This window comes from Anaeromassilibacillus sp. SJQ-1 (assembly GCF_046693725.1).
GTDB lineage: Bacteria > Bacillota > Clostridia > Oscillospirales > Acutalibacteraceae > Anaeromassilibacillus.
Window position 1 is genome coordinate 15,466 of the sequence record NZ_JBKEIV010000048.1, and the last position, 24,266, is coordinate 39,731.

A 24,266-nucleotide genomic window follows, 5' to 3' on the forward strand; every position below is an offset into this window, starting at 1 on the left:
GATCTTCTCTTTTTCATAAATTTTCCTTTTCTTCTCTTTATTTAGAAAAACCGCCCAATTGGGCGGTTTTTCTATAAAAGGATCCCTGTAAAAAAAGAACTCTCTTCTCAAAAAAATTGAGAAGAGAGTTCTTTTATCGTGTCAGGAAGTCCTCGATCACATCTTTGAAGTGCATCAGGGGCACCTGCCGTGTATTCAGCAACTCGACTAACAGCTCTACAACATCGCGCTTGTCCGAAATATCGCTGACTTCGGCAGCCTCTGCGATAATCCCATATGTACGGCGTTGTCCGAGTTCTTCGTCGGCGACCGTCTCTTCCAGCACTTTATAGACCATTTCTTTATCCCCCCTTGTACCCATTATAGAGCAGTCAAGGAGAAATGAAAAGGCTATTATGCGAATTGTGAAAAATTACCAATCGTTGCTGGATTGATTTGGGTAGAAGCCTTCCTATATAGCAAAATAAACCTCTCTTTTAGACAGGATTTGTCATCCCATCTTCCAAAAGCGCTATAAAAACAGCATCCTCCCCTAATTCCAGATACCGGCGCAAGGAGTCCGGCATCGCAGAAAGCGGCACGGTCCCTTTTCCCTTTAAATACGCCTCCAGCTCTCCCAGCATCCGCATCCGCACAGCGCCTTCATGAATGGCGCAGGGATTGGGGTCCTGAAAAACTCAACGCTCTTTTCCAAAACAACATTTCGATGCAACGGCAATGCCACTGCATCGAAGCGCTTCAGCGGCGCATGCGATGAGTCCAATATCAAAAAAACGGGTGCAGCAGGGGTCTGCTTCTTCTTTTTCCCAAACACCATCGATCACCTCATGAACAGGAACAACAAAACAGCAAACAGTAGAAACAACACACCATAGAGCAGTTTGATCCAAGGCAATTTCCCGCGCGTCATCTCTGAAAGCTGTAGTACCTGTGATCCGCGCTTTGCTAACACAGTCAGCAATAAAAGCGGCAAGGACATGGCCAACAAATAAACCACAAACTCCAAAACCACGATGAAATCCCACGCGGTTTGCCGTTGCATCATGTATAGGATGGACGCCAAATAGAGCTGCCCCGTACAGAGAAATTCCCCCACAGACAACACAATCCCTGCAATAAATACGGTTCCTGTCAAATATTTGCCACCACAGTTCAGGGTGTTCTCCAGATAATTGCGCTGGAAGGCTCGGAGTTTTGGCGGCAATTGAAAGCGGATTTTCCCATATTCATTTTTTCTGGCCATAAAGAAATCGATAAAATTCAATACAGCAAAGACAATGGACAAAAGGATAATCAGAATCTGCAAAATCCTTCCCACTGGTTCAAGAACTGCACTGATCTGTTCAAATGCAGAGTACAGCACGGTTCCCAACAATAAAAAGGTCAGGAAACGCGCCACAATGAAGGTGAGCCCCAGCTTTAAAACATTTGCATGTTTCGACAGCAGCAGGGAGAACAAAAGCAACAGCAACGAAATCCCACACGGACTCAACCCATTGACAACCCCTGTAAACACAAGAAATATCCAGTCTTTCCAACCAAAGCTCATGTCTTGATCTTTGGGAACATAGTCAATGTCCTGCCAATTCAACGCCTTTCCATTCATAATGAGGTTTGGCATATTGGCGACAATCTCCTCATAGCCCTGTAAATATCCGTTTTGATAGAACATAACCGGCGCCTTCTGGCGCTCCTCTGGAACACCGTACTGATCAAAAAACCAATGCGCCAATGGAACATTGTCCAGGTCTCCCATATTGACATAGTTCACCTGCAACTTGGAAAGACGGTTCTGTTCCAGTGCAAATTCTTTATCCATATTGGCCAGGTAGGTCTGCACCTTCTCACAGTCATCACAGGCAGGCATATAGAAATACACAAAATAGGAGTTTTCCGCCGGAATATCACGGAAGCTCGCCAGACGTTCTTCCTCCGTACGCAGGTTTTCCTTTTCTTCTAAGATTACGCTGCGCGCCTTATTGGTAATATCATCCACTCCAAACAGACAGGTTCCATTCACTTCCAGCATGGGGGGAGATGGAGCAAACTCGTCCGTCGCCATGTCCTTGGTGCGCTCCATGAATTCATTATAGATGTCTTCTTCAAACACATTCTTCAAATGGAATTCATACTCATCCGGCGAAATGGCGTCCTCAATCTGCCCCTGCAAAGAATTGAGGAAATTTTGTCCATCCTCGCAGCTCTCACAAGATGAGAAATAGTAGTAAGTAATCTGAATTTTGTCCGTGCTCTCCTGCTCTTCCGCCGCATATACATACGGCGTGGCAATTCCTACAGCAAACAACAGTAGAACCAGCAACATCACAAGGGGTTTTGTACTCCGGTGAACTTTCATTGCGCGCCTCCTTCAGTTTCCCATTTTTAACCTTCCCATCCGTCTATCAATTCGTAAAAAATAGACGAAAATCATTTCTATTATACAGAAAAAGTACCCTATTTTCAATCCTGTACCGTATCCAATCCAAAACACAATCACATATTGGTTGGGGTATTCCTTCTGGGGATATTTCCAAGCGCTTAGCAGACCTTCGCCACAAGAAAATATCGTTTTAGGCAAACGGTATACGTAACGGAACCGACAGGGGAAGTCAATAAAGGGCGTCCTTCCGTCACTCATACGCAATGTTTATCAAACAGGTTATAAAGCATACATCATAATGGCAACACATTTGACAGATCGCGGACTTCGGTTTAAACTGGTTTTATCTCAATAGAAGGGAGGGAAAACGGTGAAAATCTGTATTGCTTTCGCTCCATGCAAGGTCTGATATTGGGACGAACCTGCATGGAGGACAATTCGTCCAATTGGGCTTTGCATTTTTATCAGGAAAACAACGATAAAAAGGAGCAAAGTCAACATGAAAAAAACATTCCTTTGGGGCCTTGGGCCCTTTATAACCCTTTGGAGTACACAGGCGCTATCCACATTGGGCAGTTCCATGACCAGCTTTGCATTGGTGATCTGGACGTACCAACAGCAGGGTTCTGCACTCACCACAGCATTGCTTTCGGTCTGTTCCTATGCCCCCTACGTCGTTTTGAGTATCTTTGCGGGGGTTGTGAGTGACCGCTGGAATAAAAAATATACGATGCTCGCTTGTGACACACTGGCCGCTGTGACCACCTGTACCGTATGGATCTTGCTGGCGACGGGCAATCTCAAAATATGGCATCTGTACCTGTTAAATGCAGTCAACGGTATGATGAATTCTGTTCAACAGCCTGCATCGGAGGTCGCGGTCAGTCTCTTAGCCCCCAAAGAACAGTATCAACGGATCGGTGGTTTGCAAGCCTTTTCGCGCTCACTGGTGACCATCTTAACACCCGTGCTTGCAACGGCTGTACTGACATTGGCTGGAATGAACGCCATTCTGCTGTTTGACCTGATGAGCTTTGCCATCGCCTTTCTGACACTGGCTGTCTGTATCTCAATCCCTCACACTTCACAGGGAGAGAAAACCACACCGGAACCATTTTGGCAAGCAGCTAAAAAGGGCTTCCACTTCTTACAAGAGAATCGTGGAATTCTCGATTTGATTCTTTTTCTCGCAGGAATCAATCTCATCGCCTCTGTCTATGAAGCGGCACTGCCCGCGATGTTGCTTTCCCGAACAGGTGGAAGCTCCACGGCGCTTGGAATGGTGAGTACCTTTACCGGTATCGCCACTTTTGTGGGAAGTATCGCGGCTTCTCTCTTGCCTGCCCCAAAGAGCCGCACCCGTGTGATTTGCAATACTCTGCTTTTTTCCATGTGCACAGAGAACTTTTTCCTTGCATTTGGAAAAAGCGTTCCCATTTGGTGCCTTGGCGCTGTTCTCGGCTGGTTAACGGTTCCTTTTATGAACACCAATTTGGACGCTTTGCTTCGGACACATATCCCCGTTGCTATGCAGGGACGTGTGTATTCGATACGAAACGCCCTACAGTTTTTCACCATCCCTCTGGGATACCTGATGGGAGGTATGGCTGTCGACTGGATATTTGAGCCATTGATGCAGGTTCAAAGTAAAGGGAGTTTGCTTGTCCAGCTCTTTGGCCAAGGAAAGGGAACCGGTGCTGCCCTTCTTTACAGTATATTGGCTATCTGTGGGATCGGTACATGCCTTGTATTCCGAAGAGATAAACACATCTGGCTCCTCGAACAGAAAAGCTCCTCCAAATGATAAAGAACGTGAGCTTTCACTTTTCGTTCTCTGTTTGTCAGTCTTTAAATCCGTTTGTTTCTGGTACTTCCTTCTCGGTGTAAGACAAATAGAATGAGCTTTTGGGAGTCCATTTCTTATTGCGTATAAAAATGTCTCCTGTCAAGGAGTTTTTCCCTGGCAGGAGACGTTTTTATTTATATTGCTGTTTAAATGTATCAATCCGCTGCTAAAAAGTCCTCCACTGCATCCACCAGATGCAGCGGGGATATGTGATTTCTCTCAAGCCTCTGCTGTAAACGCATCACTGTACATTTGTGCGTCGAAATATCGTCTATACGCACCGCCCCCATTTGCAGGCCATAGGTCCGGTATGGTCCATTATCCACATCCTCCTGTACAGAACAGCAGATGGTAATCCGCATGTTCGCTCCTCCCCTTTCATCGACATTGTAACACGGAGGGAAGGAGAAAGGCACGGAAGCCTGTCGAAGAAAAATTGAAAATAATCCTTTTTTCTAGGAGGATCGGATATCAAATGTCTCTGCTGTTCTCCCGGCGGTTTCCAAAGAGAAACCGTCCAACTCCTTTTGAAGTTCGTGATAGAAGGCCACCATATGAAAATCATTCGCACAGGTATGATGGATTTGTACCGTGAAGGGAAGTATCGTTCGTTTTGTGGAAAATTCAAACCTTCCACGTAAGAGCAGGCGTTCTTCCTGGTGAAAATACCACTCGCCTGTTTGACCACTCTATAAAGGAGAGGTAGAAATTTATTAGCGGCCCTTGCGCGCATGATATAAAGCAAGAATGGTGTTATTATTGACAGCGAGGTCAGGGAACAGACTTGAGACAGTCAATAACATGGCTGGCCATTTTGTGCCAAATATTCGTATAAATTTGTATATTTCATGATTTGGATGTTTTATAAATCCTTGATTTACAAGAAAAAATCAATATTAATACCTTTCAATAATCATAATCGGGAATAGAAGTCTTCCATCATCATGCATCCGAAGGTTAAATCCTAAATAACGGAATCATGGCGTACATGAAACATAGAATGTGCTTTGGACGGTTTCACGCCAATGGGGTTGCGTAGAAGCTTGCTCTCTTCGAGATTGTCCACGGCTCTTTCGTAAAAAATCGATAAAGCCGGGTGATAAGCGATATTTAAGCTGTAAAATGAGGCATCTTCCTCTTAAAATACCGTATCGTTGAGAAGAACCTGCTGCCAGATAACCGCTTCTCCTTCGGCGCTATGGATCATTTGAAATTCATCCTATCGATTAGCCGCATTTGCCTATCAGATATAGGCAAATGCGGCTAATCATTATCTTGATAATCTGCTTTACTCGCCCCTATGCGGTATAGGTAAACCCGGCACGCCATCTTGATTATTTCTTTTGCTTGTCCGTATTCAGCACAGGCAAATGCGGCAAACCATCCTGATTATCTGCTTTACTTGCCCCTATGCGGTATAGGTAAACCTGGCACGCCATCTTGATTATTTACTTTGATTGTCCGTATTCAGCACAGGCAAATGCGGCAAACCATCCTGATTATCTGCTTTACTTGCCCCTATGCGGTATAGGTAAACCTGGCACGCCATCTTGATTATTTCCTTTGCTTGTCCGTATTCAGCACAGGCAAATGCGGCAAACCATCCTGATTATCTGCTTTACTCGCCCCTATGCGGTATAGGTAAACCCGGCACGCCATCTTGATTATTTACTTTGATTGTCCGTATTCGGCACAGGCAAATGCAGCGAACTGGCATGCTGGTTGGACACCCAGCAGAGAAAATGTAAAACGGAGGAGAAAAGTACTGCTCCTCCCCTAGCAGCATCCTGCATCGAGGCGACATCCACATCTGCGGTAATGGTAATCCCATTGGGTATCTGCTTATAAAAGTGGTCAAACGTTTCCCGCCGTGGCCACGATTGGATTTCATTGGCTTTTCCGTATTGGATAATCGGTCGATCTGCATCTTTAAAGCCTTCATAGTAGAACAAACCGGCAAACACTTTGACAGCCGAGGCTGACAAACGGTGTTTGCCGGTTTCTTTTTTAATATTGGGGATTGATCCGGATTGCCCGGAGGACATCCACGATGCTATGTATTTTCTCCAACTTTTCGTCCAGACGGTCGAATGCATCCAAACGGGCCTGCATGGCTTTTTGACTTTCCTGTACCGCCTGCAAACGTGGATTCGTCGTATTCTCCAAGGTTGCTTCCACCTGCACGGTCTTTTGCGCCAACAGCTCCATCGCTTTTCGCTCTTTTGAGATGTCCTGACGCGCTGTGGAGACATCCTGCTCGATGCCGGATACAACCGTTTCCAAATTGGACAACACCTGTTTGACTGCCAAGAACTCCTGCTTAAATCCAGCCAACTCCTGCCTTTCCGCTGCAACTGCCTGTTTTAAGCCCGAAGTGTCCTGTCCCACACCGGAAACTAGCTGCTTTAACTCTGTTTCAGCCTGCTTAATGGCAGTAAGTCCCTGCTTCACAGCAGAAAGATCCTGTATGACGCCGACCAATTTCTGTTTGGCGTCCATAGTCTCCTGCTTTACAGTGTTGATTTCCTGCTTCAATGTGGCAATTCCCTGTTTCAGTTCCGCAAGGTTTTGCTTCGTCCCCACAAGCGCCTGACTGTCCGCAGTAATGTCGCGCCGCATGGTTGCCTGCTCCTGCCGAATCCCGGATAAATCCTGTTTCATCCGGGCCATGTCCTCCCGAATGGGCTCCAATTTTCGATCGATCATCGTTTCAATCGCCTGCAAAAGCGAAGTTTCCGTCATTTCGCCACTCCCTCTCTCTTCCCATGTGCCCTACTACAATTCTTACGGCTCCACTGCGATCTCCGCCACGGTTCCCTGTACCAAACGCAGCAGATCTTGCGGCGAAACCTCCACCTGCGCGCCAATCTTCCCGCCGCTAACGATGATCGTGGGAAGCGCTTCGCAACTCTTGTCCACCACAGTGCGATACAGTTTCTTCATTCCTATCGGTGAACACCCCCCGCGTATGTAACCAGTCGCTCGGTTGATCTCATTGACGTGAATCATTTCGACTGATTTCTCCCCGACGCTTTTGGCAGCAGATTTGAGGTGCAACTCCTTTGCTACCGGTACAACAAAGACGTAAAACGCTCCAGAAGCCCCCTTTGTCACCAGAGTTTTAAATACTTGCTCAACATTCTGATTCAATTTTCGGGCAACCGCAACGCCGTCAATCGCTCCGTCCTCGTGATCGTAGAAATAAAACTTGTACGGAACCTTTTCCTTGTCCAAGATCCGCATAACATTTGTTTTGTTCTCCTTGTCCTTTGCCAATCGGAAACGCTCCTTCTCTCCAAATAAACCGCGCTCCCGCCGGACCTATTGCCGGCGGGAGTGCCGCTGCGAGATCGTACAACATGGATTTGTATGGTACGAACCGTTCACTTCCAATTATTCTTCGACTTTCCATTTAACGCCCTGTGGCGTATCTTCCAAGACAATATGGCGCGCTTTTAATTCATCGCGGATACGGTCCGCCGTCGCCCAGTCCTTGTTTTTACGGGCTTCATTGCGCTGTTCGATCAGCTTTTCGACCTCTTCGTCCAAAAGCTGGTCCTCCTTCTGATTGTAAAGCAACCCCAATACACCTGCCAACTCATTGAAAAGATCCAATGCATAGGCGCACAAGTTCCGGCTAGGTGCAGAGGACGCATTTAACGTGGAATTGATGTCCCTTGCAAGATCAAACAGTGCGGACAGTGCATCCGCCGTATTCAGGTCATCCTCCATCGCTTCAATAAAGTGATCCTGATATTCACCAAACCGGCGGCGAATTTCTTTCTCGCCCTCTTTTTCCCCCTCCGGCGCATTCTTCATCAGGAAGGACAGGTTATCCCGGCAATTGTACAGGCGCTCCAAGCCGGCTTTACACTGTTCGATCACCTCGACACTGTAATTGATTGGGCTGCGATAGTGCGATGCCACCATCAGATAACGGATGGGCTCATAGCCAAACTGTGCTGCTACATCGCGCACTGTGAAAAAGTTTCCAAGGGATTTACTCATCTTGCGGTTGTCGACATTGATGTAGCCATTATGCATCCAATAATGGGCAAACGGAGCGCCGTTGCAGCATTCACTCTGTGCAATCTCATTCTCATGGTGCGGGAAAATGAGGTCCTGGCCTCCGCAATGGATGTCAATGGTTTCTCCCAGATAGTGCTTTGCCATTGCAGAGCACTCAATATGCCATCCCGGACGCCCATTTCCCCAAGGGGAAACCCAACTCGGTTCCCCTTCTTTCGCTGCTTTCCAAAGAGCGAAATCCATTGCGTCCTCTTTTTCCTCTCCAACCGCGATGCGCGCTCCAGCCTCCAAATCTTCCAACGGCTGATGGGAGAGCTTTCCATAGCTGCTATCCTTGTTGGTCCGGAAATAAACGTCTCCATTGTTCGACGCGTAAGCATACCCTTTGTCAATCAACGTTGCAACCATGTTGATAATCTCTTCGATGTTTTCCGTCGCCAAGGGATGAATGGTGGCAGGACGGACGTTTAATCCTTCCGCATCGGTTTTGTATTCCTCAATATAGCGCTGGGAAACGGTGAGATAATCGCTGTTCTCCTCGTTTGCCTTCCGGATGATCTTGTCATCCACATCGGTGAAGTTCTGTACATACGTGACCTTTAGACCACGGTACTCCATATAGCGGCGCAACACATCGAACACACAGATCGGCCGCGCATTGCCAATATGGATATAATTGTACACGGTGGGACCACAGGCATAAATTTTTACTTCGCCTGCTGTAATCGGTACAAACTCTTCCTTTTGGCGCGTCAGGGTATTATAGATTTTCATTGTCCTTGTTCCTCCCAGCTTTGTTATTCTGTGCGCTCCAAGTTCCAGTACCCGTTATTATATGGGATTTTCCGGAAAAATACAAGACGCAACCTGTCATTTCCATCGAATGGGCTTCAGGGGATTGCACATGCCATCCGAACTTGCTTTATTCTTCCTCCGGCAGTTTTGGAGAAATATCCACCTCTTTCTCCAATATCTCCAACCGTCTTTGCAGATGGGTACACTTTGCCTGCATGCGGCACAGCTCCTGCGAAACCGGGTCTGTCACATGGACCTGATCCAGACTGTCCGGCTTTACACCGTTGATTCGTACCACGCGGGCGGGCACGCCAACTGCCGTCGCATTGGGCGGGACCTCATCCAATACAACTGCCCCAGCGGCTACGCGGGCGTTATCCCCCACTTTGAAGGGGCCCAATACTTTTGCCCCGGACCCCACCATCACATTGTTCCCCAGGGTTGGATGGCGCTTTCCGTGTTCTTTCCCGGTTCCCCCCAACGTGACATTCTGGTACAAAGTACAGTTATCTCCGATCTCAGTCGTCTCACCGATCACAACGCCCATGCCATGGTCGATGAACAACCCCTTCCCAATCGTCGCGCCGGGATGAATCTCAATCCCCGTCTTATGCCGGGCACGCTGGCTGATCCAACGTGCAATAAACTTGTGCCCATGCTGATAGAACCAGTGTGCTTTGCGATAGGAGCGCACTGCCTTAAAACCCGAATAGAGAAAATAAACCTCCCAACGGCTTCGGGCCGCCGGGTCGCGCTCCATAATCGAGTCCAGCTCTGCCTTTAACTGGTCAAACATTGCTTCCTTCGTCACCTGCTTTCCAAAAATAAAACGACCACCCCCGTCCCCTAAGGGACGGAGGCGGTCGTTAACCGCGGTTCCACTCCGTTTTATCTCTCGTTGCTGCCGGTAACGGCGGCTTCCGTGCGAAGATACGATCCCTTTCCCCTCGCCTGCACTGCCGGTCTCTTCCCCGGCATCACGGACGCAATTTCCTTCGGGGCCCACATGAAAACGCTTTCAGCCAACGACGCTTTCTCTCTGTTGTAGGATTAACCGGAGGTACTTTTTCCGCTCACTGCATTTCAAAATATACTCTGTATACTTTATTATATGCTGCCCACCGGAAAATGTAAAGAGAACAGGAAAGGAAACTTTAAAACGGCTTTCTTTGCAAAGAAAAGAGGCTTTCAAAACTTATGCAGCAATATTGCGCCCTCATCATTCCAGATTGCTCGTTCTATTCATAAATAAGCTCCACGATATATTTCCTGTATCATAGAATTATCAAATAAAACGTCCGTCCAATCTTTCAGTCATTTCATAACAACTTACTCTATTGGCAATACGCCAATTGCCAAGTATTCTGCACCGTCAAAATCGGCTTCGTACTTACCAGTCTCCCTATTATAGACAATTTTAAACTTTTCTGGCATATTCCCAAAATATTTGTACCTCTGTCCCTCGTGCTCATAGGTCTCCAGGTAATCCTTCAGATACGCAACGATTTCCTCCGAATCTGCTACCTCTGTTCCAAGGTCAAAAGTCATCGGAATTTCCACGTCTTCGAGGAATTTTGGATTCGATACATCACTTTGGTCAAGAATCTTTGCCGGGACATTTACTGTGATATTTTCCGGCTCTTCACTGCCATCGCCATGCTTGAAGGGGCCTTGATCCGCCTGCTGTGCGTAAACCACCAGGTTCCCATGGTAATGCATGCCCTGATATTCATTGCCTGTCTGAGAGGGCAGATAGCCGCCAATGATGTATGTAACCTCTTCACCAGCGCCAATTACCTCGGTTGGGTCGTAGCACTTTCTCTCCCCTGTCCAATTTGAAGTTTCGTTGAGGTTTACACCTCTGACGCGTTCCCATGTGTATTGACTTGGGTCCTCTGAATTTTTCACCTGCTTATAGACAAAAATTTTGAGCGCCGTCTCAAGCGTGTTTTCACAATCCTTGACCCCATACGAGTCCTGATTGATATTGAACTCGTCGTCACCATAGAGGACCGGCTCCTTATCGTCACTTCCGGTTGGCTCCATGCCCAGATGAATGTAGATCGGCAGTGTGCCTTTGTTCTCTACACGAACGGGCCGGAAATAGATCGGCAGGTTGTCCTGCGGATAGTTGTCCGGGTCCTGTCCATTGTTCTCCAGATTGTTTACGTCGCCGGATTCTACCAATTCCTTATCAAAGTTCTTCAGGAGCATCGGACGGAGATTTTTGAATTCCATGGGTTCTTTGGTTGTAAAACCATCTTCGTCTGGATTCACCTCAATATCCAATACGCCGGCAGAGAAATTTCCAGCCACCTTCTCTGTGTCGGTAAACCAAGCCATGGTCCCGCCAGCCATCAGGCAAAACACCAGGACCAAGGAAAGAGCCGACAAAACAATCCTCTTTTTGTTTGTTTTCATGTTTTTCCTCCTTTTTGGGATTATGGGGGCGCGGTCACCCATAAGTTTCTTCCGGATTATTTAAATGATACAGTAGTTTCATATGGGTGTCAAGAAAAACCCATAAGTTTTCTTTCATTTAATTGTATAAATTCGTAGAAATTTTATAATGATAGTGATAAACGAAAGAAACGAATATACGAAGGGGGAAACCCATGTTAGGTGAAAGGCTCCAGGAACTTCGGAAGGATCATGGCCTTTCCCAGCAGGATTTAGCGGATAAACTCAACGTATCCATTCACACTATTTCCTCGTATGAGCGAAACCGCAGCGCTCCAGACGACAAAACGAAAATGGAAATTGCTAAACTATTTGATATATCGCTTGACTACCTGCTTGGTTTGGTGGATGAACCGTATTCGTTCCTGAGGACAAAGAATTGTATCGTATTGCCCGCGGAATTTGAGGATTCAGAGAAAAGAGAAGTTCGGGAATATGTCGCCTTTTTACGATTTAAAAAGGTACGAAGAAAACAGAGGAAAAACTTACCAAAAAAGTAAAAGGCCACGGAGCGTCCCAACGCTTTCCGTGGCCTTTCTGTATTTACTTGGAGTTCCCTATGACCTTCCAATTCTGCTTTAAGTAGATTCCTCCGGAAAGCACGGTGAAAAACACCGTAATTGCCATCAACCCGTCGCCGGCCCAAAGGAAAATTGCCGAGCTTGGCAACCCGCCCATTGTAAAAGCGGAAAGCACGCCCATGGCCACCAATTCCTGCACATACTGCATCACCAAAATCAATGCGATTGCAACAATCTGGCTTACCGTTTTTGCCTTTCCCCACTTGTTCGCGGCGATTACAACCCCTTCATCCGCAGCAACCAATCGCAGGGATGTAACAAGAAATTCGCGTGCCACAATCACCAATACCCACCACGGATTGATCAAATCCAGGCTCACAAAGCAAATCAAGGCCGAAATCACAAGGATCTTGTCTGCCAAGGGGTCCATAAACTTTCCAAAGTTCGTAATCAGATTGCGGCTTCTAGCAATTTTTCCATCCAAATGATCTGTATAGGACGCCGCAACAAACAGCAGCAGCGCGACCAGATACCGGTGCGGCAACCCCTGCCATAGTAGCGCTCCTACAAAGAATGGTACCATTGCCATCCGCAGCACCGTCAATTTATTGGGCAAATTCATTTTCATTCCTCCAACCGGGCGCGGATTATTCCGCTTCACCCATCAGGTCGCAGTCCATGCAAGCCGTGATACGTACCCGCACAAACTGTCCGGGCGCCGGCGCCTCCCCGGCGGTAAAGTAAATTCTGCCGTCAATCTCCGGCGCGTCGGCATAACTGCGCCCAAACCAACAGGCGGTCTCTTCCTCAAAGCCTTCGGTCAACACATCCAATACTTTGCCAACCTGCGCCTCGCCCCAATCCTGCATGATGCCCATCTGGGTCTCCATCACCCGGTCCGCCCGGCGGCGCTTTTCCTCTTCTTCAATCTGATTTTCCATCTCTGCCGCAGGAGTATCCTCCTCCTGCGAATAAGCAAAACATCCCAGACGCTCAAAGCGTATTTCCTTGATAAACGCGCACAACTGCGCAAAATCCTCTTCTGTTTCCCCCGGGAATCCTGCGATCATCGTCGTACGCAGAATCAATCCTGGAATGCGCGCGCGCATCTTTTGAATCAATGCCGTGAGTTTTTCCCGATTGCCAAAACGGCGCATCGCCCGCAATACCGTGCCGCTGCAATGCTGCAAAGGAAGGTCTATATATTTGACAATTTTCGGCTCGCGCGCAATGGTGTCCATCAACTCTTCCGTCATAAAATCCGGATAGCAGTATAAAACGCGAATCCACACAATCCCGTCCACTTTACAAAGCTTTTGCAGGAGTTCTGGCAACATCCGTTTTTTATACAGATCACAGCCATAACGGGTCGTGTCCTGTGCAATGACAATCAATTCTTTTGTTCCATTCTTCGCCAAGGTTTCCGCTTCTTCCAAGATGCTCTCCATCGGACGGGAACGGTACGGCCCGCGGATCAATGGAATGGCACAGTAGGAACAGCGATTGTCACAGCCTTCTGCAATCTTCAAATAGGATGAATAGGGAGGCGTTGACTGGATGCGTTCCCCGCATAGAGGCAACAACATTTTATCCGGAAAGAGTTCCGGATGCTCCCCGCGCAGAGTACGGTCTACCACTTCCACTATATCGGCGTCCGCTCCAATGCCGCACACCGCGTCGGCTTCCGGCAATTCCTTCCGGATCTCCTGCTGGTAGCGTTCTGCCATACAGCCCGTGACGACAAGCGCTTTGATACAGCCAGCCTTTTTGAGCCTTCCAAGTTCCAAAATCTCCCCGATGGATTCTTTCTTTGCAGCCTCAATAAAACCACAGGTATTGACAATGGCCACATCCGCACAGGAAGCGTCGTCCACCAACGTATATCCTGCTTTTTGCAGGCGCGCCATCATAATCTCTGCGTCCACGCGGTTCTTTTCACAGCCAAGGCTAATCATTCCAACCGATGCCATTCATCCCATCCTCATTTTCGTAGTCGATATAGTTTCGCAGTACACTGCGGATATCCTCCGTGCGATAGCCCAGCCGCTGCAATGCGGCAAATACCCGGCGGCGGCCTTTTTCGTCCGATAAAGCGCTTCGATACTTCCGTTCAATCAGCAGGCGGAGCGATTCCTCCGGTTCCGGCGCCAACTCATCCACAATGGTACGCACCAGTTCCCGGTCAATCCCCTTCTGTAAAAGTTCATATTCCGCCCGCCGGGCGGCAAAGCGTTTCCGTTGTAACAGTTCTTCTGCAAAGCGCCGTGCATACTGCACGTCGTCAATCAGGCCGAGCTCTTCCATCCGCTGCGCGGCATGTTCTGCCGCATCCCGGCCTGCCGTACGGGAAATTTTCTCCGTCAGTTCCTTTTTGGAGTGGCTGCGGTGCTCCAACAGATAGAGCGCCTTTTCCTGCGCCCGATGCGTATCGCTGCGCTGGATGAGCTGGTGTAACGCCTCGTCGTCCATCTCCATTCCCACCCGCCAACCGGATTGCAGGAGCGTCTCCGTATCCAGTTTCACGGCGAACTCTCCATCTAAAAACAGAGCTGTCAAGCGTTTCCGGCGCGGTTCCATCGCAGTAATCAGCAAACGATCCCCATCCTTTTATGCTTATGTTTATTCTACGTCGTCAGCCTCTATGTCGATCTTCGCACTTCCAGCCCGGGAAGCCGCCGGTTTGGCCGGCTCTGCCGCAGGCGTAGAAGCAGCTGGAACCTCCAACGGCTTTGCAGGCGATGCATTTGGCATGGGAACTGCCGACTTCGCATACAGAGCGCCGATATTATCACGGACCTGCTGTTCAATTTCATCTGCAAGCTCTTTATTCGTAGCAAACAGGGTTTTAACATTGTCGCGCCCCTGTCCCAAACGCTCCTGTTTATAGGAGAACCAAGCGCCGCTCTTCTGCACAATGTCGAGCTTAACCGCAAGGTCCAGCAGTTCTCCCTCGCGCGAAATGCCGCGGCCGTACATGACATCGAACTCCGCCTCGCGGAACGGCGGCGCAATCTTATTCTTCACCACGCGCGCGCGGGTACGCGAACCGATCTGCTCCGTGCCATTTTTGAGGGTTTCGACCCGGCGAATGTCGATACGCACCGAGGAATAGAACTTCAATGCACGGCCGCCAGGGGTAACCTCCGGGTTGCCATACATCACGCCTACTTTCTCACGCAGCTGGTTGATAAAAATCGCCACACAGTTCGATTTCGAGATCGCGCCCGCCAACTTGCGCAGTGCTTGGCTCATCAGGCGCGCTTGAAGCCCAACATGGCTGTCGCCCATCTCCCCTTCAATTTCCGCACGCGGCACCAACGCTGCTACGGAGTCGACAACAATTACGTCGATCGCGCCGGAGCGTACCAGTGCCTCTGTAATCTCCAACGCCTGTTCACCGGTATCCGGCTGGGACACCAGCAATCCATCTACATCCACGCCGAGCGCACGGGCATACACCGGATCAAGCGCATGCTCCACGTCGATAAATGCCGCATTCCCGCCGTTCTTTTGTCCCTCCGCGATACAATGCAGGGCCAAGGTGGTTTTACCGGAACTCTCCGGCCCGTAAATCTCGACAATACGGCCGCGCGGCAACCCACCGATGCCAAGCGCCAGATCCAAAGAAAGCGAACCCGTGGGAATCGCTTCTACATGCATGGCCTCATTCTGGCCAAGACGCATCACCGCGCCCTTGCCAAACTGCTTTTCAATCTGCGCAAGCGCTGTCTCCAGCGCCGCCTTTTTATCCATGGTTTTTCCCGCAGCTGCGCCGCGACTTTTATCGATGGCCATTTGATTCCCTCCGGTCTTTTGATTGGAAAAACGCCGGAAAACGTTCCGGCGTCTTAAAATGACAGCTTTTATGACATAAAATTGACGAACACAAAACGGACGATTGTTTCACAAATCCGATGAAAAACGGACTTTGTTTTTCATCAAGGATTCCATCGTTCTTCTATGAAGCGGATATCGTCGATTCCCGCTTCGTGTGTGAGGTTATTATATCGTATTTTTCAAAGAAAAGCAATGGATTCCGAACAATTTCGAACAAAGATTTGCCCGGGTTTCTATCTCAAGCGTTCTATGCAAAAGGAGAGTCCCCCTAGTCTATATCCATATAAAGTTTCAGTGCCCAACAGACCGTTTGGATTCATCCTCTCTGTTGTTTTCTACGCATCATGATTCGGTATCGGTTTGACGACATCTTCTAGGATCATTGGCGTTCGTGTAAAAGCCTATCAGCCAGCTTTTTTCTTTTACGATGGAAACCTGTATATGTAACTCCTGCGGTCAAAACCACCATAGAAAGATCTTAAAATGTTACCGATAGCGAATATAAACTTGTTGTTCACAAGCAATCGGTTCTTTACCCAATAATGTCCCTTCGTTTTGCTCTTTGGGTGGCACCGATTCACCTGTTTTATCCTGTGAAAATATATTCTCCCCATTTTTTGTATTCCTTTTTTGTTCGATACAGAATGGAAAAGCGCTATTTTCCCGACTGTTTCTCTCCGCTCCCTTTGACTCCAGTATAAAGGATCCTGATAATTGTCGTAGGTCTTTCTTATATTTTTTATAAGCCAATGGGGCTAACCATTACGATAGATAACTGGATTTGCCGATTAGGTAAAAAAGCAGATTGCCTTGACAATCGTCGCAGGCCTTCCCTACATTTTATAGATAAATGAAGGGAACCATTACGACAGTTATCCGGGTTTGCCTATTAGGCAAACAAGGCAGGTTGTCTTGACATCCGTCGCAGGCCTTACCTACATTTTTAGGTAAATGAAGGGAACCATTACGGTAGTTTGCCAGGTTTGCCTATTGGCAAGCAGGGCAGATCGTCTTGACATCCGCTGCGGGCCTTCCCTACATTTTATAGGCAAAAGGAGTGAACCATTACGGTAGTTCGCCAAGTTTGCCTATTGGCAAGCAGGGCAGATCGTCTTGACATCCGTTGCAGGCCTTACCTACATTTTTAGGTAAATGAAGGGAACCATTATGGTAGTTGCCAGATTTGCCTATTGGCAAGCAGGGCAGATCGTCTTGACATCCGTCGCAGGCCTTCCCTACATTTTATAGGTAAATGGAGTGAACCATTACGGTAGTTCGCCAAGTTTGCCTATTGGCAAGCAGGGCAGATCGTCTTGACAATCGTCGCAGGCCTTCCCTACATTTTATAGGCAAATGGAGTGAACCATTACGGTAGTTCGCCAAGTTTGCCTATTGGCAAGCAGGGCAGATCGTCTTGACATCCGTTGCAGACCTTCCCTACATTTTTAGGTAAATGAAGGGAACCATTATGGTAGTTCGCCAGATTTGCCTATTGGCAAGCAGGGCAGATCGTCTTGACATCCGTTGCAGGCCTTCCCTACATTTTTAGGTAAATGAAGGGAACCATTATGGTAGTTCGCCGGATTTGCCTATTGGCAAGCAGGGCAGATCGTCTTGACATCCGTTGCAGACTTTACCTACATTTTATAGGCAAGCAAGGCAGGTTTTCCTCATCTTCGCCTTTATAGGTTTTGAGGACTCTATGATTCCTTGTATTTTGAAAAATTGGGCTGTCCATATCCGGTAGCCAAATCCACCGGCTAAGGAAGCATAAGCCCCTAATAAGGGCCTATTCCTGCAAACATCTCAAGACGTATAAACTTTATTCTGGTTATATCACTTGCCCCACACCCCGTAAACGGGCAATCGCCTTTCTAACGGCAGCCTTCTTTCATCAAAAGATTGTTGTGATCCGCTCACTTTGCCCGATACGAAAGCTTTTTACAGAGTTCCTCCACCAGCTTTGCCGGGGAGCCTAACCAAAAAGAGAGGATGTCCCAAAACTACGAATTTTTCAATCCATAGGAAAGGGGCATCCTCTTTCTACCTGAAAAATATCTAGATTTGAAAAAGCGAGAGTATTCAGAGGATATTCTCAAGTCCCTTCATGACTGTTGGGACCCTCTCCCTTTTGTTGACCGTTTAGCCGGACGATGAGACACCGTTTTCAACCGTTCCTATGACGACCCGGTCCAATCCATTGAAATCCTTATACACTTCCAGTGCCCGAACCCCTGCATCATGAAACAACTTCATCACGGCCTGCGCCTGTCCTTCTCCAATTTCCACCGCTACAATTCCTCCGGGACGTACTTGGGGAATCCACCGCCGGGCAATCGCTCGGTAAAACAGCAAGCCGTCCTCCCCCGTCCAAAGCTGTATACGGCTCTTGCTGCACTTCTCTTTGCAGTCCGGCAATTTCAGATGCCGCTACGTATGGGGGATTTGACACTACCAGGTCGAGTCTCGAAACGGGCAACGCTGCCTCCGGAGACAGAACATCCAGCCGGACGGGGCATACCGCCTTATTTTCCAAAAGGCGGACGTTCTCTTCGAGATAGTGAAAAGCCTCTTCGTAAAACTCTGCACAGAAAAGTTTCAGCCTTGGTAACAGGGACGACAATCCCAACGCCACCGCGCCGCTGCCGCCGCAAAGATCGGCCCCCTGCAAATCCGCTCGGGCGAGGCCAGCCGATTTTATGTGTTCTGCAACGGTATACACCAATAATTCTGTTTCTTCGCGCGGTACTAACACGCCATCCCCCACGCGGAGGGTAAAGTCCATGAATGGCCATTCTCCGAGGATATATTGAAGCGGGCGGCCTTTGGCACGCTTTTCACAGAGCATCCAATAAGCGTCTGCCTTAGAATCGGCGGCTGTTTCCGTCCCGTGGATAATCAACTGCTGGCGATCCAGTCCGAAGACCTTCTGAAAAAGGCAAACAGCATCAAAGGCAGGGGTTTCAATCCCTGCCTTTTCCAAAAGCACTTTTCCTTTTTGATAAACTTGCCGCAGCGTCATGCTGTTTTCTCCTTCGGCTGTTTGGCTTGAAATGGGCATTGCAGATCGGTACCATCCTCCGGAATCACCGCTTTCATTGCCTCAATCGCCACTTCGATCATGCTGTCGTCCGGTTCCTTCACTGTCAGGCGCTGCATCCAAAGGCCAGGGGCCGAAATGATGCGTGTTGCAAGGTTGTCATAACGGCCGCAAATACGGATCAGCTCATAACCAATGCCCACCACCAACGGGATACACAACAATTTGACCAGTGTACGCAAAATCGGATTGGTAAACGGAATGAAGAAGCCGATAATCACGCCCAACAACAGCATAATAATCATGAAGCTGGTGCCACAGCGCGGATGGAAGCGTCCGTGCCGGCGCACATTTTCCACCGTAAGTTCCTCTTCGTTTTCATAACAGAAGATCGTCTTATGTTCTGCACCGTGATACTGAAACACACGCTTGATCTCCGGCATATGCGCAACAACTGCAATATACGCAACAAAAATTCCGATGCGCATGGCGCCTTCCACAATGGAGCGCCAGCCTTCGATTCCTTCGCCAAAGAGGTACTGCTCACACACATTAAACAACCACGTCGGCAAAAAGAAAAACAGCACAATTGCCAGCAGCAGACCCAAAACCGTTCCTACTGCCATGATCGCATTCATCAGCTTATCGCCAAAAACGCGCTCCATCCACTGGTCAAACTTTGAGGGTTCCCCCTCTTCTTCCGCCATACCGGACTTTTCCGCTGAAATATTCAGCGCTTTAAATCCGGTGGAAAGCGAATCGATAAACGCTGCAATCCCCCGGAAAATCGGGACGCGGAAAATCTTATACTTTTTTGCCAAACCGCCCGTCTCCAAGGTTTCGGAGGAAATCGTGCCGTCCGGCATGCGAACAGAAATTTCTGTACGCTTCGGTCCACGCATCATAATGCCCTCGATCAAAGCTTGCCCGCCGATGGAGGTGATGCGTTTTGTTGTTTCTCTAGCCATTCTATTCGGGTATCCTTTCTTTGTCTTGCGCGGGGTCCGGCGTTCTTTCGCGGAATGTAGGAATTCGAATAGTGACCACTGTTCCTACATTTTCGTGGCTCTCAATCTCCAGACTGCCGGAATGCAGCCGCATGATCTCGTCGGCGAGTGCCAAACCAATTCCAGAGCCACGGACGGTCTGGTTCGCCTTATAAAATTTTTTCTTCACGTTGGGGAGATGCTCCGGCGGAATTCCACACCCATTGTCGCTGATTGCGACGCGGATAAATCCGTTTTCCTCGGAGGCAACCACACTGATGGTTCCGCCCTCGTTTGTATATTTTAACGCATTGTCCAAGATATTGACAAATACCTGACGCAGCCGGTTGATGTCCCCCAGCACCGGGGAAAGCATCCTCGGTTCCTCGTACAGCAGGTATTTGTGTTCGGATTTTGCGCGCTCGCTGAACATATAGACCGCTTCGCCCAACTCGGCAAGGATGTCGATTTTGTCCATTGTCAAGGTCATACGGCCGCTCTGCATGCGGGAAAAATCCAGCAGCTCCTCTACAATACCGGAAAGCCGCTCCGATTCCCGAATAATCACACTCATTCCTTTGTCAAACGTGGCGTCGTCCATTCCGCCACCCTGCATCGTCTCCGCCCATCCCTTGATAGCTGTCAAAGGTGTACGCAGCTCATGGGATACAGAGGAAATGAAATCATTTTTCATCTTTTCCGCCGCCCCCAGCTCTACCGCCATGTCATTGATGGTATCACACAGTTGCCCAATTTCGTCGTCGTTTGACTTCTCGATGCGCGCTTTAAAATCGCCTTGAGCGATGCGCCGCGCGGTTGCGCCGATCTCTTTGATCGGCGTGAGAATGGACTTCATAAAATAGTAGCTCGAAACCGAGATAAACAGCAAAATAATAGCACCTGCTAAAATCAAGATGCACACCAGCATCCCGATCTGTTTGTCTGCCTCCTCCAAAGAGACAACATACCGCACGCCCCCCACAACACTGCCGGCATTGTTATGGATCACCCGTGTGACGGCCATCACCTTCTCCCCGCTGGTCAGATTCCCGGTCCATGTTCCATAGCCATTGGAATCTGCCAAAGCCTGCTGATAGTCCGGCATTGGCTGGCTCTCATCGGGGGCAAAGCCGATGGATGTCGTGATGATGTGGCCTTCTGCATTAAAGACCATCAATTCCATGCTCTCTTTATTGGGGAAATTCTCTACATAGTTACGTGCAACCGTGATAAAATCCTGCGAGGACCGCTGCCCGTAATCGGAAAAGACATTGGTAATCTCTCCCGCACGGCCGTTGATTGCCTGCTGGATTCCGTAATAAATATAATTCTGAATGGCAAACGAAAGGCTGAAAACCAGCGCAATGATTAAGATCAGTATAACACCAAGGCTATTCAAAAGCCAGCGTTTTGTAATGCCTTTTACCACCATGCGGGTTTCCCTCCTCTCTCAAGCAATCGCCTTGCCTTACGCTTCCCACTTATAGCCCAGGCCCCAAACCGTGACAATGTGCTTTGGGTTGCTGGGTTCATCCTCTACTTTCATACGAAGGCGGCGGATATTCACATCGACAATCTTTTCCTCCCCATAGTAGGCTTCCCCCCAAACATGTTTTAATATGGCGGAACGGTCCAGGGCTGTGCCAGGGTTGGAAAAAAAGTATTCCATGATTTGAAATTCTACCTGTGTCAATTCGATCGGCGTGCCACGCTTCATCAATGTGCGGTTGCGCAAATTGAGTGCGAACTCGCCAGAGCGGATTTCCTCCTTAAAATTGTTTTCGTCGCGCATCTGTGCAAGCGCAACACGGCGATAAACGGCATCCACACGGGCGACCAACTCCGAAGGACTGAACGGCTTTGTCACATAGTCATCCGCCCCCATCATCAGCCCACTGACTTTGTCCATCTCTTGGGTGCGCGCCGTCAACATAATGATACCAATGGAGCCGCTCTGCTTTCGCAGTTCCTTACAAACGGCAAGGCCATCGAATTTTCCGGGCATCATAATGTCGAGAATGGCTACATCAAAATCCTTGCCCTCCCGCTCATAAGTCTCCAGCGCCTCTTCCCCGTTTGAAGCCTCATATGCCTCATAACCGGCGCGCTTCAAATTGATTACAACGAATTCGCGGATGGCCTGTTCATCCTCCGCAACCAGTACTTTTTTCATAACAATACAACCTTTCCACCTGAACGTTCCAGCGGCTGTTCCGCTTTTCCCCATCGAAAAACAGGGGCTTCTCCCCCATGGGTTTTGTATCACTATCCTGGAATAAAGGCAGCGTGCAAAGACGACGTTTATTCCTGATGAATCAGTTCAAATCCGCTTTTTATATCATTGATAGTAAGGGACAGTGCGTTATCCGGTGTGGGAATCGACGCGGCAAACACCAGATTGTTGTTATCGACCAACTGATAATAGCCGTCTGTTCCCTCCTGTTTTTCCCATTTATCCTTGGTAAACACCTGTAGACGCAATAATGCCGCGCCCATCGCCCCTGACCCCGTCGTTTCATCTGCAACAACCCATTCATAAAACGTCAGAGTGCGCGTGGCTGCATCCATCCGGGTGCTGACCTTTCCACGCCACATGTCTGGCACTAAAAAGGAATACCCGTCGGTATAATCCATCACCATGGAAACACTGCGCACCAACGTTCCCTCCCGCTCATCAAAACGGTGCCAGTTCGTAAGATAGCTTGTCTCATCGGGCGCATTGTCCGCTGTATAACCTGGCATAGGGGTTACGATCGGAATCTCGATAATCTTGCTGTCCCCGATGGACTGCGATACAGCGCGCGTTTTGCGCGTGGTGTAATTGGATGTCTGTGCGTTGCTGTCGTAAAACGGAGATTGCAGAGTAGAAGTCTCTTCATCCCAGTACAGCATTTCCGTCACCAGGGTATCTGCGCTTTTGCGGCCGTCGAGGACAACCCCTTTCAGTTCCCCGGTTTCGCTGATGATTCCAGCTGCTGTAGAAGCATAACTGGTCACCGTGGTATCCAAATTGGCAGAGCCGACAATTTCCGGCTGATTGTCTTTTACGCGCAAAAGCCGCGCAATGGCCGGCTGGTCGCCCACCGTAACGCTCGCGGTAAAAATCTCGTCGCACCGGTCATCATCGAAGTCCATCACAACCATTTCGGTATAGGATTGTTCCAACTTGAGTTCATGGATCTCCCCCCGATCAAAATAATACACACAGATGGTTGTAGAGTTGTTGATGTTGCTTCCCCAGCCGATCACAGCCTCATCGTGGCCATCGCCGTTTACATCGCCGAAGCAAATCTTATCCACCGTACTAGCTGGATTATTAAAGTCACCAATCGCTTTCCAGCTGTCCTCCTGCTTATGGATAAACATGACATTGATGCCAGCGCTATCGCCCTTTTTCTGGTAAAAAGCAATAGCATCCTCTTGCCCCGCGCTTACCAGGCTATGCATAACAATGGCCGAACGGTATTCCCCCGACTGGGATATTTGAGGGTCAGGCTTCCGCCCGCCGATTTTTCCAATTCATCGTGGATTTGTGCACGCTCCCCTGTGGGACGCGGCGGACGCATTAAGGACTGCGCGTCCAAGGCCGATAGAGAGCACCCTGAAAACAGCGTCGAAATAACCAGAGCTACGGCAACCGCCGTGCACCAAATGCGCAATCTATGAGACAATCCGCAGCCCTCCTTTTCCAAGCAACCCCATGATCGATAAAGGGATGATTCTGTATCCATATTCCCTATTATTTTGGAATACATCGTCTATTTTTTAACCTAATATAAGAAATAGTTCTAAAAAATCCACTGATATCTTTGCTATTATAGCATCTTCTGCGCAAATTGAACAGTATCAAATCTGTAATGGGAAATCTTCCACTCCCTCCCCTTCCAACAGAAGCGGTTCCTTTTTATCCCCTCCTTATTGAGCAGCTTTTATAAGCAAACCTGTGAATCTATTTCTGTATCTATATCCCCGCGTTTTCTCCCCCAAAAATAGGCCCTTCACCGCCCAGATTTTAACTAAGAAGAAACAAGAACAGCCGGACACATTATAAACATGCGTCTGGATGCCTCCATGATTCACCTGTACTATTCAATTGAATGCCCTGAAATTAGGGGACCCATACATAAGAGAAATCCTTTTAAAAATACAGAAAAATCTGAAAGCTAGCGAAATATTTTTTATTTCCTTATATCCATGAAAACATTTATCCACAGGTCCCACCACCTGCATGAACTGAATCATGTGATAACATATCTTTTATACTTTACACAGGGGGTTACAATAAAACTTCCTGTTAACTGACACACAGTGTCCTTCACATCTGCCACGGTTTCTGCGCAAGCTTCCCCACTGTCGGCTGTCAGATATTTGG

23 protein-coding genes are annotated in these 24,266 nt (G+C 48.5%); 2 read left to right on the forward strand and 21 right to left on the reverse strand.

The genetic code is table 11. From position 1 onward, the window contains the following. Nucleotides 1–133 precede the first annotated feature (133 nt). The 3 genes from ACGCCZ_RS13760 to ACGCCZ_RS13770 all read right to left on the reverse strand — a co-directional run bounded on the left by ACGCCZ_RS13760 (nucleotide 134) and on the right by ACGCCZ_RS13770 (nucleotide 2,356). Nucleotides 134–337: a DUF6514 family protein gene (locus tag ACGCCZ_RS13760; RefSeq protein ID WP_054324914.1), complete on the reverse strand. Its 204-nt coding sequence runs from the start codon at nucleotides 335–337 to the stop codon at nucleotides 134–136. 139 nt (nucleotides 338–476) lie between these two features. Further along, nucleotides 477–629, reverse strand: coding sequence for a hypothetical protein (locus tag ACGCCZ_RS13765; protein WP_411656332.1), 153 nt, complete (start codon nucleotides 627–629; stop codon nucleotides 477–479). Between the two features lie 191 nt (nucleotides 630–820). Next, nucleotides 821–2,356: a hypothetical protein gene (locus tag ACGCCZ_RS13770; protein WP_054324912.1), complete on the reverse strand. Its 1,536-nt coding sequence runs from the start codon at nucleotides 2,354–2,356 to the stop codon at nucleotides 821–823. A 523-nt stretch (nucleotides 2,357–2,879) separates the two neighbouring features. Between ACGCCZ_RS13770 and ACGCCZ_RS13775 the strand changes: the two genes are divergently transcribed. Beyond that, a complete protein-coding gene (locus ACGCCZ_RS13775) occupies nucleotides 2,880–4,184 on the forward strand; it encodes an MFS transporter (RefSeq protein ID WP_411656333.1) in 1,305 nt (434 codons plus the stop codon). Between the two features lie 197 nt (nucleotides 4,185–4,381). Here ACGCCZ_RS13775 and ACGCCZ_RS13780 read toward each other — a convergent pair whose 3' ends face one another. From ACGCCZ_RS13780 to ACGCCZ_RS13810, 7 genes are all read right to left on the reverse strand, one after another. Beyond that, entirely contained in the window at nucleotides 4,382–4,588 is a 207-nt protein-coding gene (locus tag ACGCCZ_RS13780) for a DUF6514 family protein (RefSeq protein ID WP_054324911.1), read from the reverse strand. A gap of 1,302 nt (nucleotides 4,589–5,890) precedes the next feature. Beyond that, a complete protein-coding gene (locus ACGCCZ_RS13785; RefSeq protein WP_411656334.1) occupies nucleotides 5,891–6,190 on the reverse strand; it encodes a hypothetical protein in 300 nt (99 codons plus the stop codon). Between the two features lie 43 nt (nucleotides 6,191–6,233). Then, a complete protein-coding gene (locus ACGCCZ_RS13790) occupies nucleotides 6,234–6,968 on the reverse strand; it encodes a hypothetical protein (RefSeq protein WP_054324987.1) in 735 nt (244 codons plus the stop codon). A gap of 42 nt (nucleotides 6,969–7,010) precedes the next feature. Then, nucleotides 7,011–7,469 carry a Cys-tRNA(Pro) deacylase gene (gene ybaK / locus ACGCCZ_RS13795; RefSeq protein WP_054324994.1) on the reverse strand — a complete coding sequence of 153 codons (459 nt, stop codon included), beginning with the start codon at nucleotides 7,467–7,469 and terminating at the stop codon, nucleotides 7,011–7,013. Nucleotides 7,470–7,619: 150 nt separating this feature from the next. Further along, nucleotides 7,620–9,029 (reverse strand): cysteine--tRNA ligase, encoded by a 1,410-nt coding sequence (cysS, locus tag ACGCCZ_RS13800; protein ID WP_054324988.1) that lies wholly within the window; start codon nucleotides 9,027–9,029, stop codon nucleotides 7,620–7,622. Between the two features lie 148 nt (nucleotides 9,030–9,177). Then, the gene (epsC, locus tag ACGCCZ_RS13805) at nucleotides 9,178–9,846 is read right to left on the reverse strand and encodes a serine O-acetyltransferase EpsC (RefSeq protein WP_054324989.1); all 669 of its coding nucleotides are present in this window, start codon (nucleotides 9,844–9,846) and stop codon (nucleotides 9,178–9,180) included. Between the two features lie 533 nt (nucleotides 9,847–10,379). Continuing rightward, nucleotides 10,380–11,471 carry a TasA family protein gene (locus tag ACGCCZ_RS13810; RefSeq protein ID WP_411656335.1) on the reverse strand — a complete coding sequence of 364 codons (1,092 nt, stop codon included), beginning with the start codon at nucleotides 11,469–11,471 and terminating at the stop codon, nucleotides 10,380–10,382. 194 nt (nucleotides 11,472–11,665) lie between these two features. Here ACGCCZ_RS13810 and ACGCCZ_RS13815 point away from each other — a divergent pair, with 194 nt between their 5' ends. Then, on the forward strand, nucleotides 11,666–12,010 hold the full coding sequence (locus ACGCCZ_RS13815) for a helix-turn-helix domain-containing protein (protein WP_054324991.1): 345 nt from the start codon (nucleotides 11,666–11,668) through the stop codon (nucleotides 12,008–12,010). 43 nt (nucleotides 12,011–12,053) lie between these two features. Here the strand turns inward: ACGCCZ_RS13815 and pgsA are convergent, their stop codons facing one another. The 11 genes from pgsA to ACGCCZ_RS13870 form a co-directional block, all read right to left on the reverse strand. Beyond that, nucleotides 12,054–12,653, reverse strand: a complete 600-nt coding sequence (gene pgsA / locus ACGCCZ_RS13820) for a CDP-diacylglycerol--glycerol-3-phosphate 3-phosphatidyltransferase (protein WP_085531487.1) — start codon at nucleotides 12,651–12,653, stop codon at nucleotides 12,054–12,056. Nucleotides 12,654–12,678: 25 nt separating this feature from the next. Further along, complete coding sequence (gene rimO, locus ACGCCZ_RS13825; protein WP_085531484.1) at nucleotides 12,679–14,001, reverse strand: 30S ribosomal protein S12 methylthiotransferase RimO; 1,323 nt, start codon at nucleotides 13,999–14,001, stop codon at nucleotides 12,679–12,681. Beyond that, nucleotides 13,979–14,623, reverse strand: coding sequence for a regulatory protein RecX (locus tag ACGCCZ_RS13830; protein ID WP_054324993.1), 645 nt, complete (start codon nucleotides 14,621–14,623; stop codon nucleotides 13,979–13,981). The genes rimO and ACGCCZ_RS13830 overlap by 23 nt, the downstream gene beginning before the upstream one ends. 27 nt (nucleotides 14,624–14,650) lie before the next feature. Next, a complete protein-coding gene (recA, locus tag ACGCCZ_RS13835; RefSeq protein ID WP_082402315.1) occupies nucleotides 14,651–15,826 on the reverse strand; it encodes a recombinase RecA in 1,176 nt (391 codons plus the stop codon). Nucleotides 15,827–16,354: 528 nt separating this feature from the next. Beyond that, on the reverse strand, nucleotides 16,355–16,618 hold the full coding sequence (locus ACGCCZ_RS13840; RefSeq protein ID WP_411656336.1) for a hypothetical protein: 264 nt from the start codon (nucleotides 16,616–16,618) through the stop codon (nucleotides 16,355–16,357). A 1,489-nt stretch (nucleotides 16,619–18,107) separates the two neighbouring features. After that, nucleotides 18,108–18,890 carry a N5-glutamine methyltransferase family protein gene (locus tag ACGCCZ_RS13845; protein ID WP_411656337.1) on the reverse strand — a complete coding sequence of 261 codons (783 nt, stop codon included), beginning with the start codon at nucleotides 18,888–18,890 and terminating at the stop codon, nucleotides 18,108–18,110. Next, nucleotides 18,887–19,876: a DUF1385 domain-containing protein gene (locus ACGCCZ_RS13850; RefSeq protein WP_085531478.1), complete on the reverse strand. Its 990-nt coding sequence runs from the start codon at nucleotides 19,874–19,876 to the stop codon at nucleotides 18,887–18,889. Before ACGCCZ_RS13850 ends, ACGCCZ_RS13845 begins: the two co-directional genes overlap by 4 nt. Before the next feature lies 1 nt (nucleotide 19,877). Continuing rightward, on the reverse strand, nucleotides 19,878–21,326 hold the full coding sequence (locus ACGCCZ_RS13855; RefSeq protein WP_054325015.1) for a sensor histidine kinase: 1,449 nt from the start codon (nucleotides 21,324–21,326) through the stop codon (nucleotides 19,878–19,880). Nucleotides 21,327–21,362: 36 nt separating this feature from the next. Continuing rightward, nucleotides 21,363–22,067, reverse strand: coding sequence for a response regulator transcription factor (locus ACGCCZ_RS13860; RefSeq protein WP_054325017.1), 705 nt, complete (start codon nucleotides 22,065–22,067; stop codon nucleotides 21,363–21,365). Nucleotides 22,068–22,195: 128 nt separating this feature from the next. Continuing rightward, nucleotides 22,196–23,341: a VCBS repeat-containing protein gene (locus ACGCCZ_RS13865; protein WP_411656338.1), complete on the reverse strand. Its 1,146-nt coding sequence runs from the start codon at nucleotides 23,339–23,341 to the stop codon at nucleotides 22,196–22,198. Then, nucleotides 23,326–23,565: a hypothetical protein gene (locus tag ACGCCZ_RS13870; protein ID WP_411656339.1), complete on the reverse strand. Its 240-nt coding sequence runs from the start codon at nucleotides 23,563–23,565 to the stop codon at nucleotides 23,326–23,328. Before ACGCCZ_RS13870 ends, ACGCCZ_RS13865 begins: the two co-directional genes overlap by 16 nt. Between the last annotated feature and the right edge of the window lie 701 nt (nucleotides 23,566–24,266).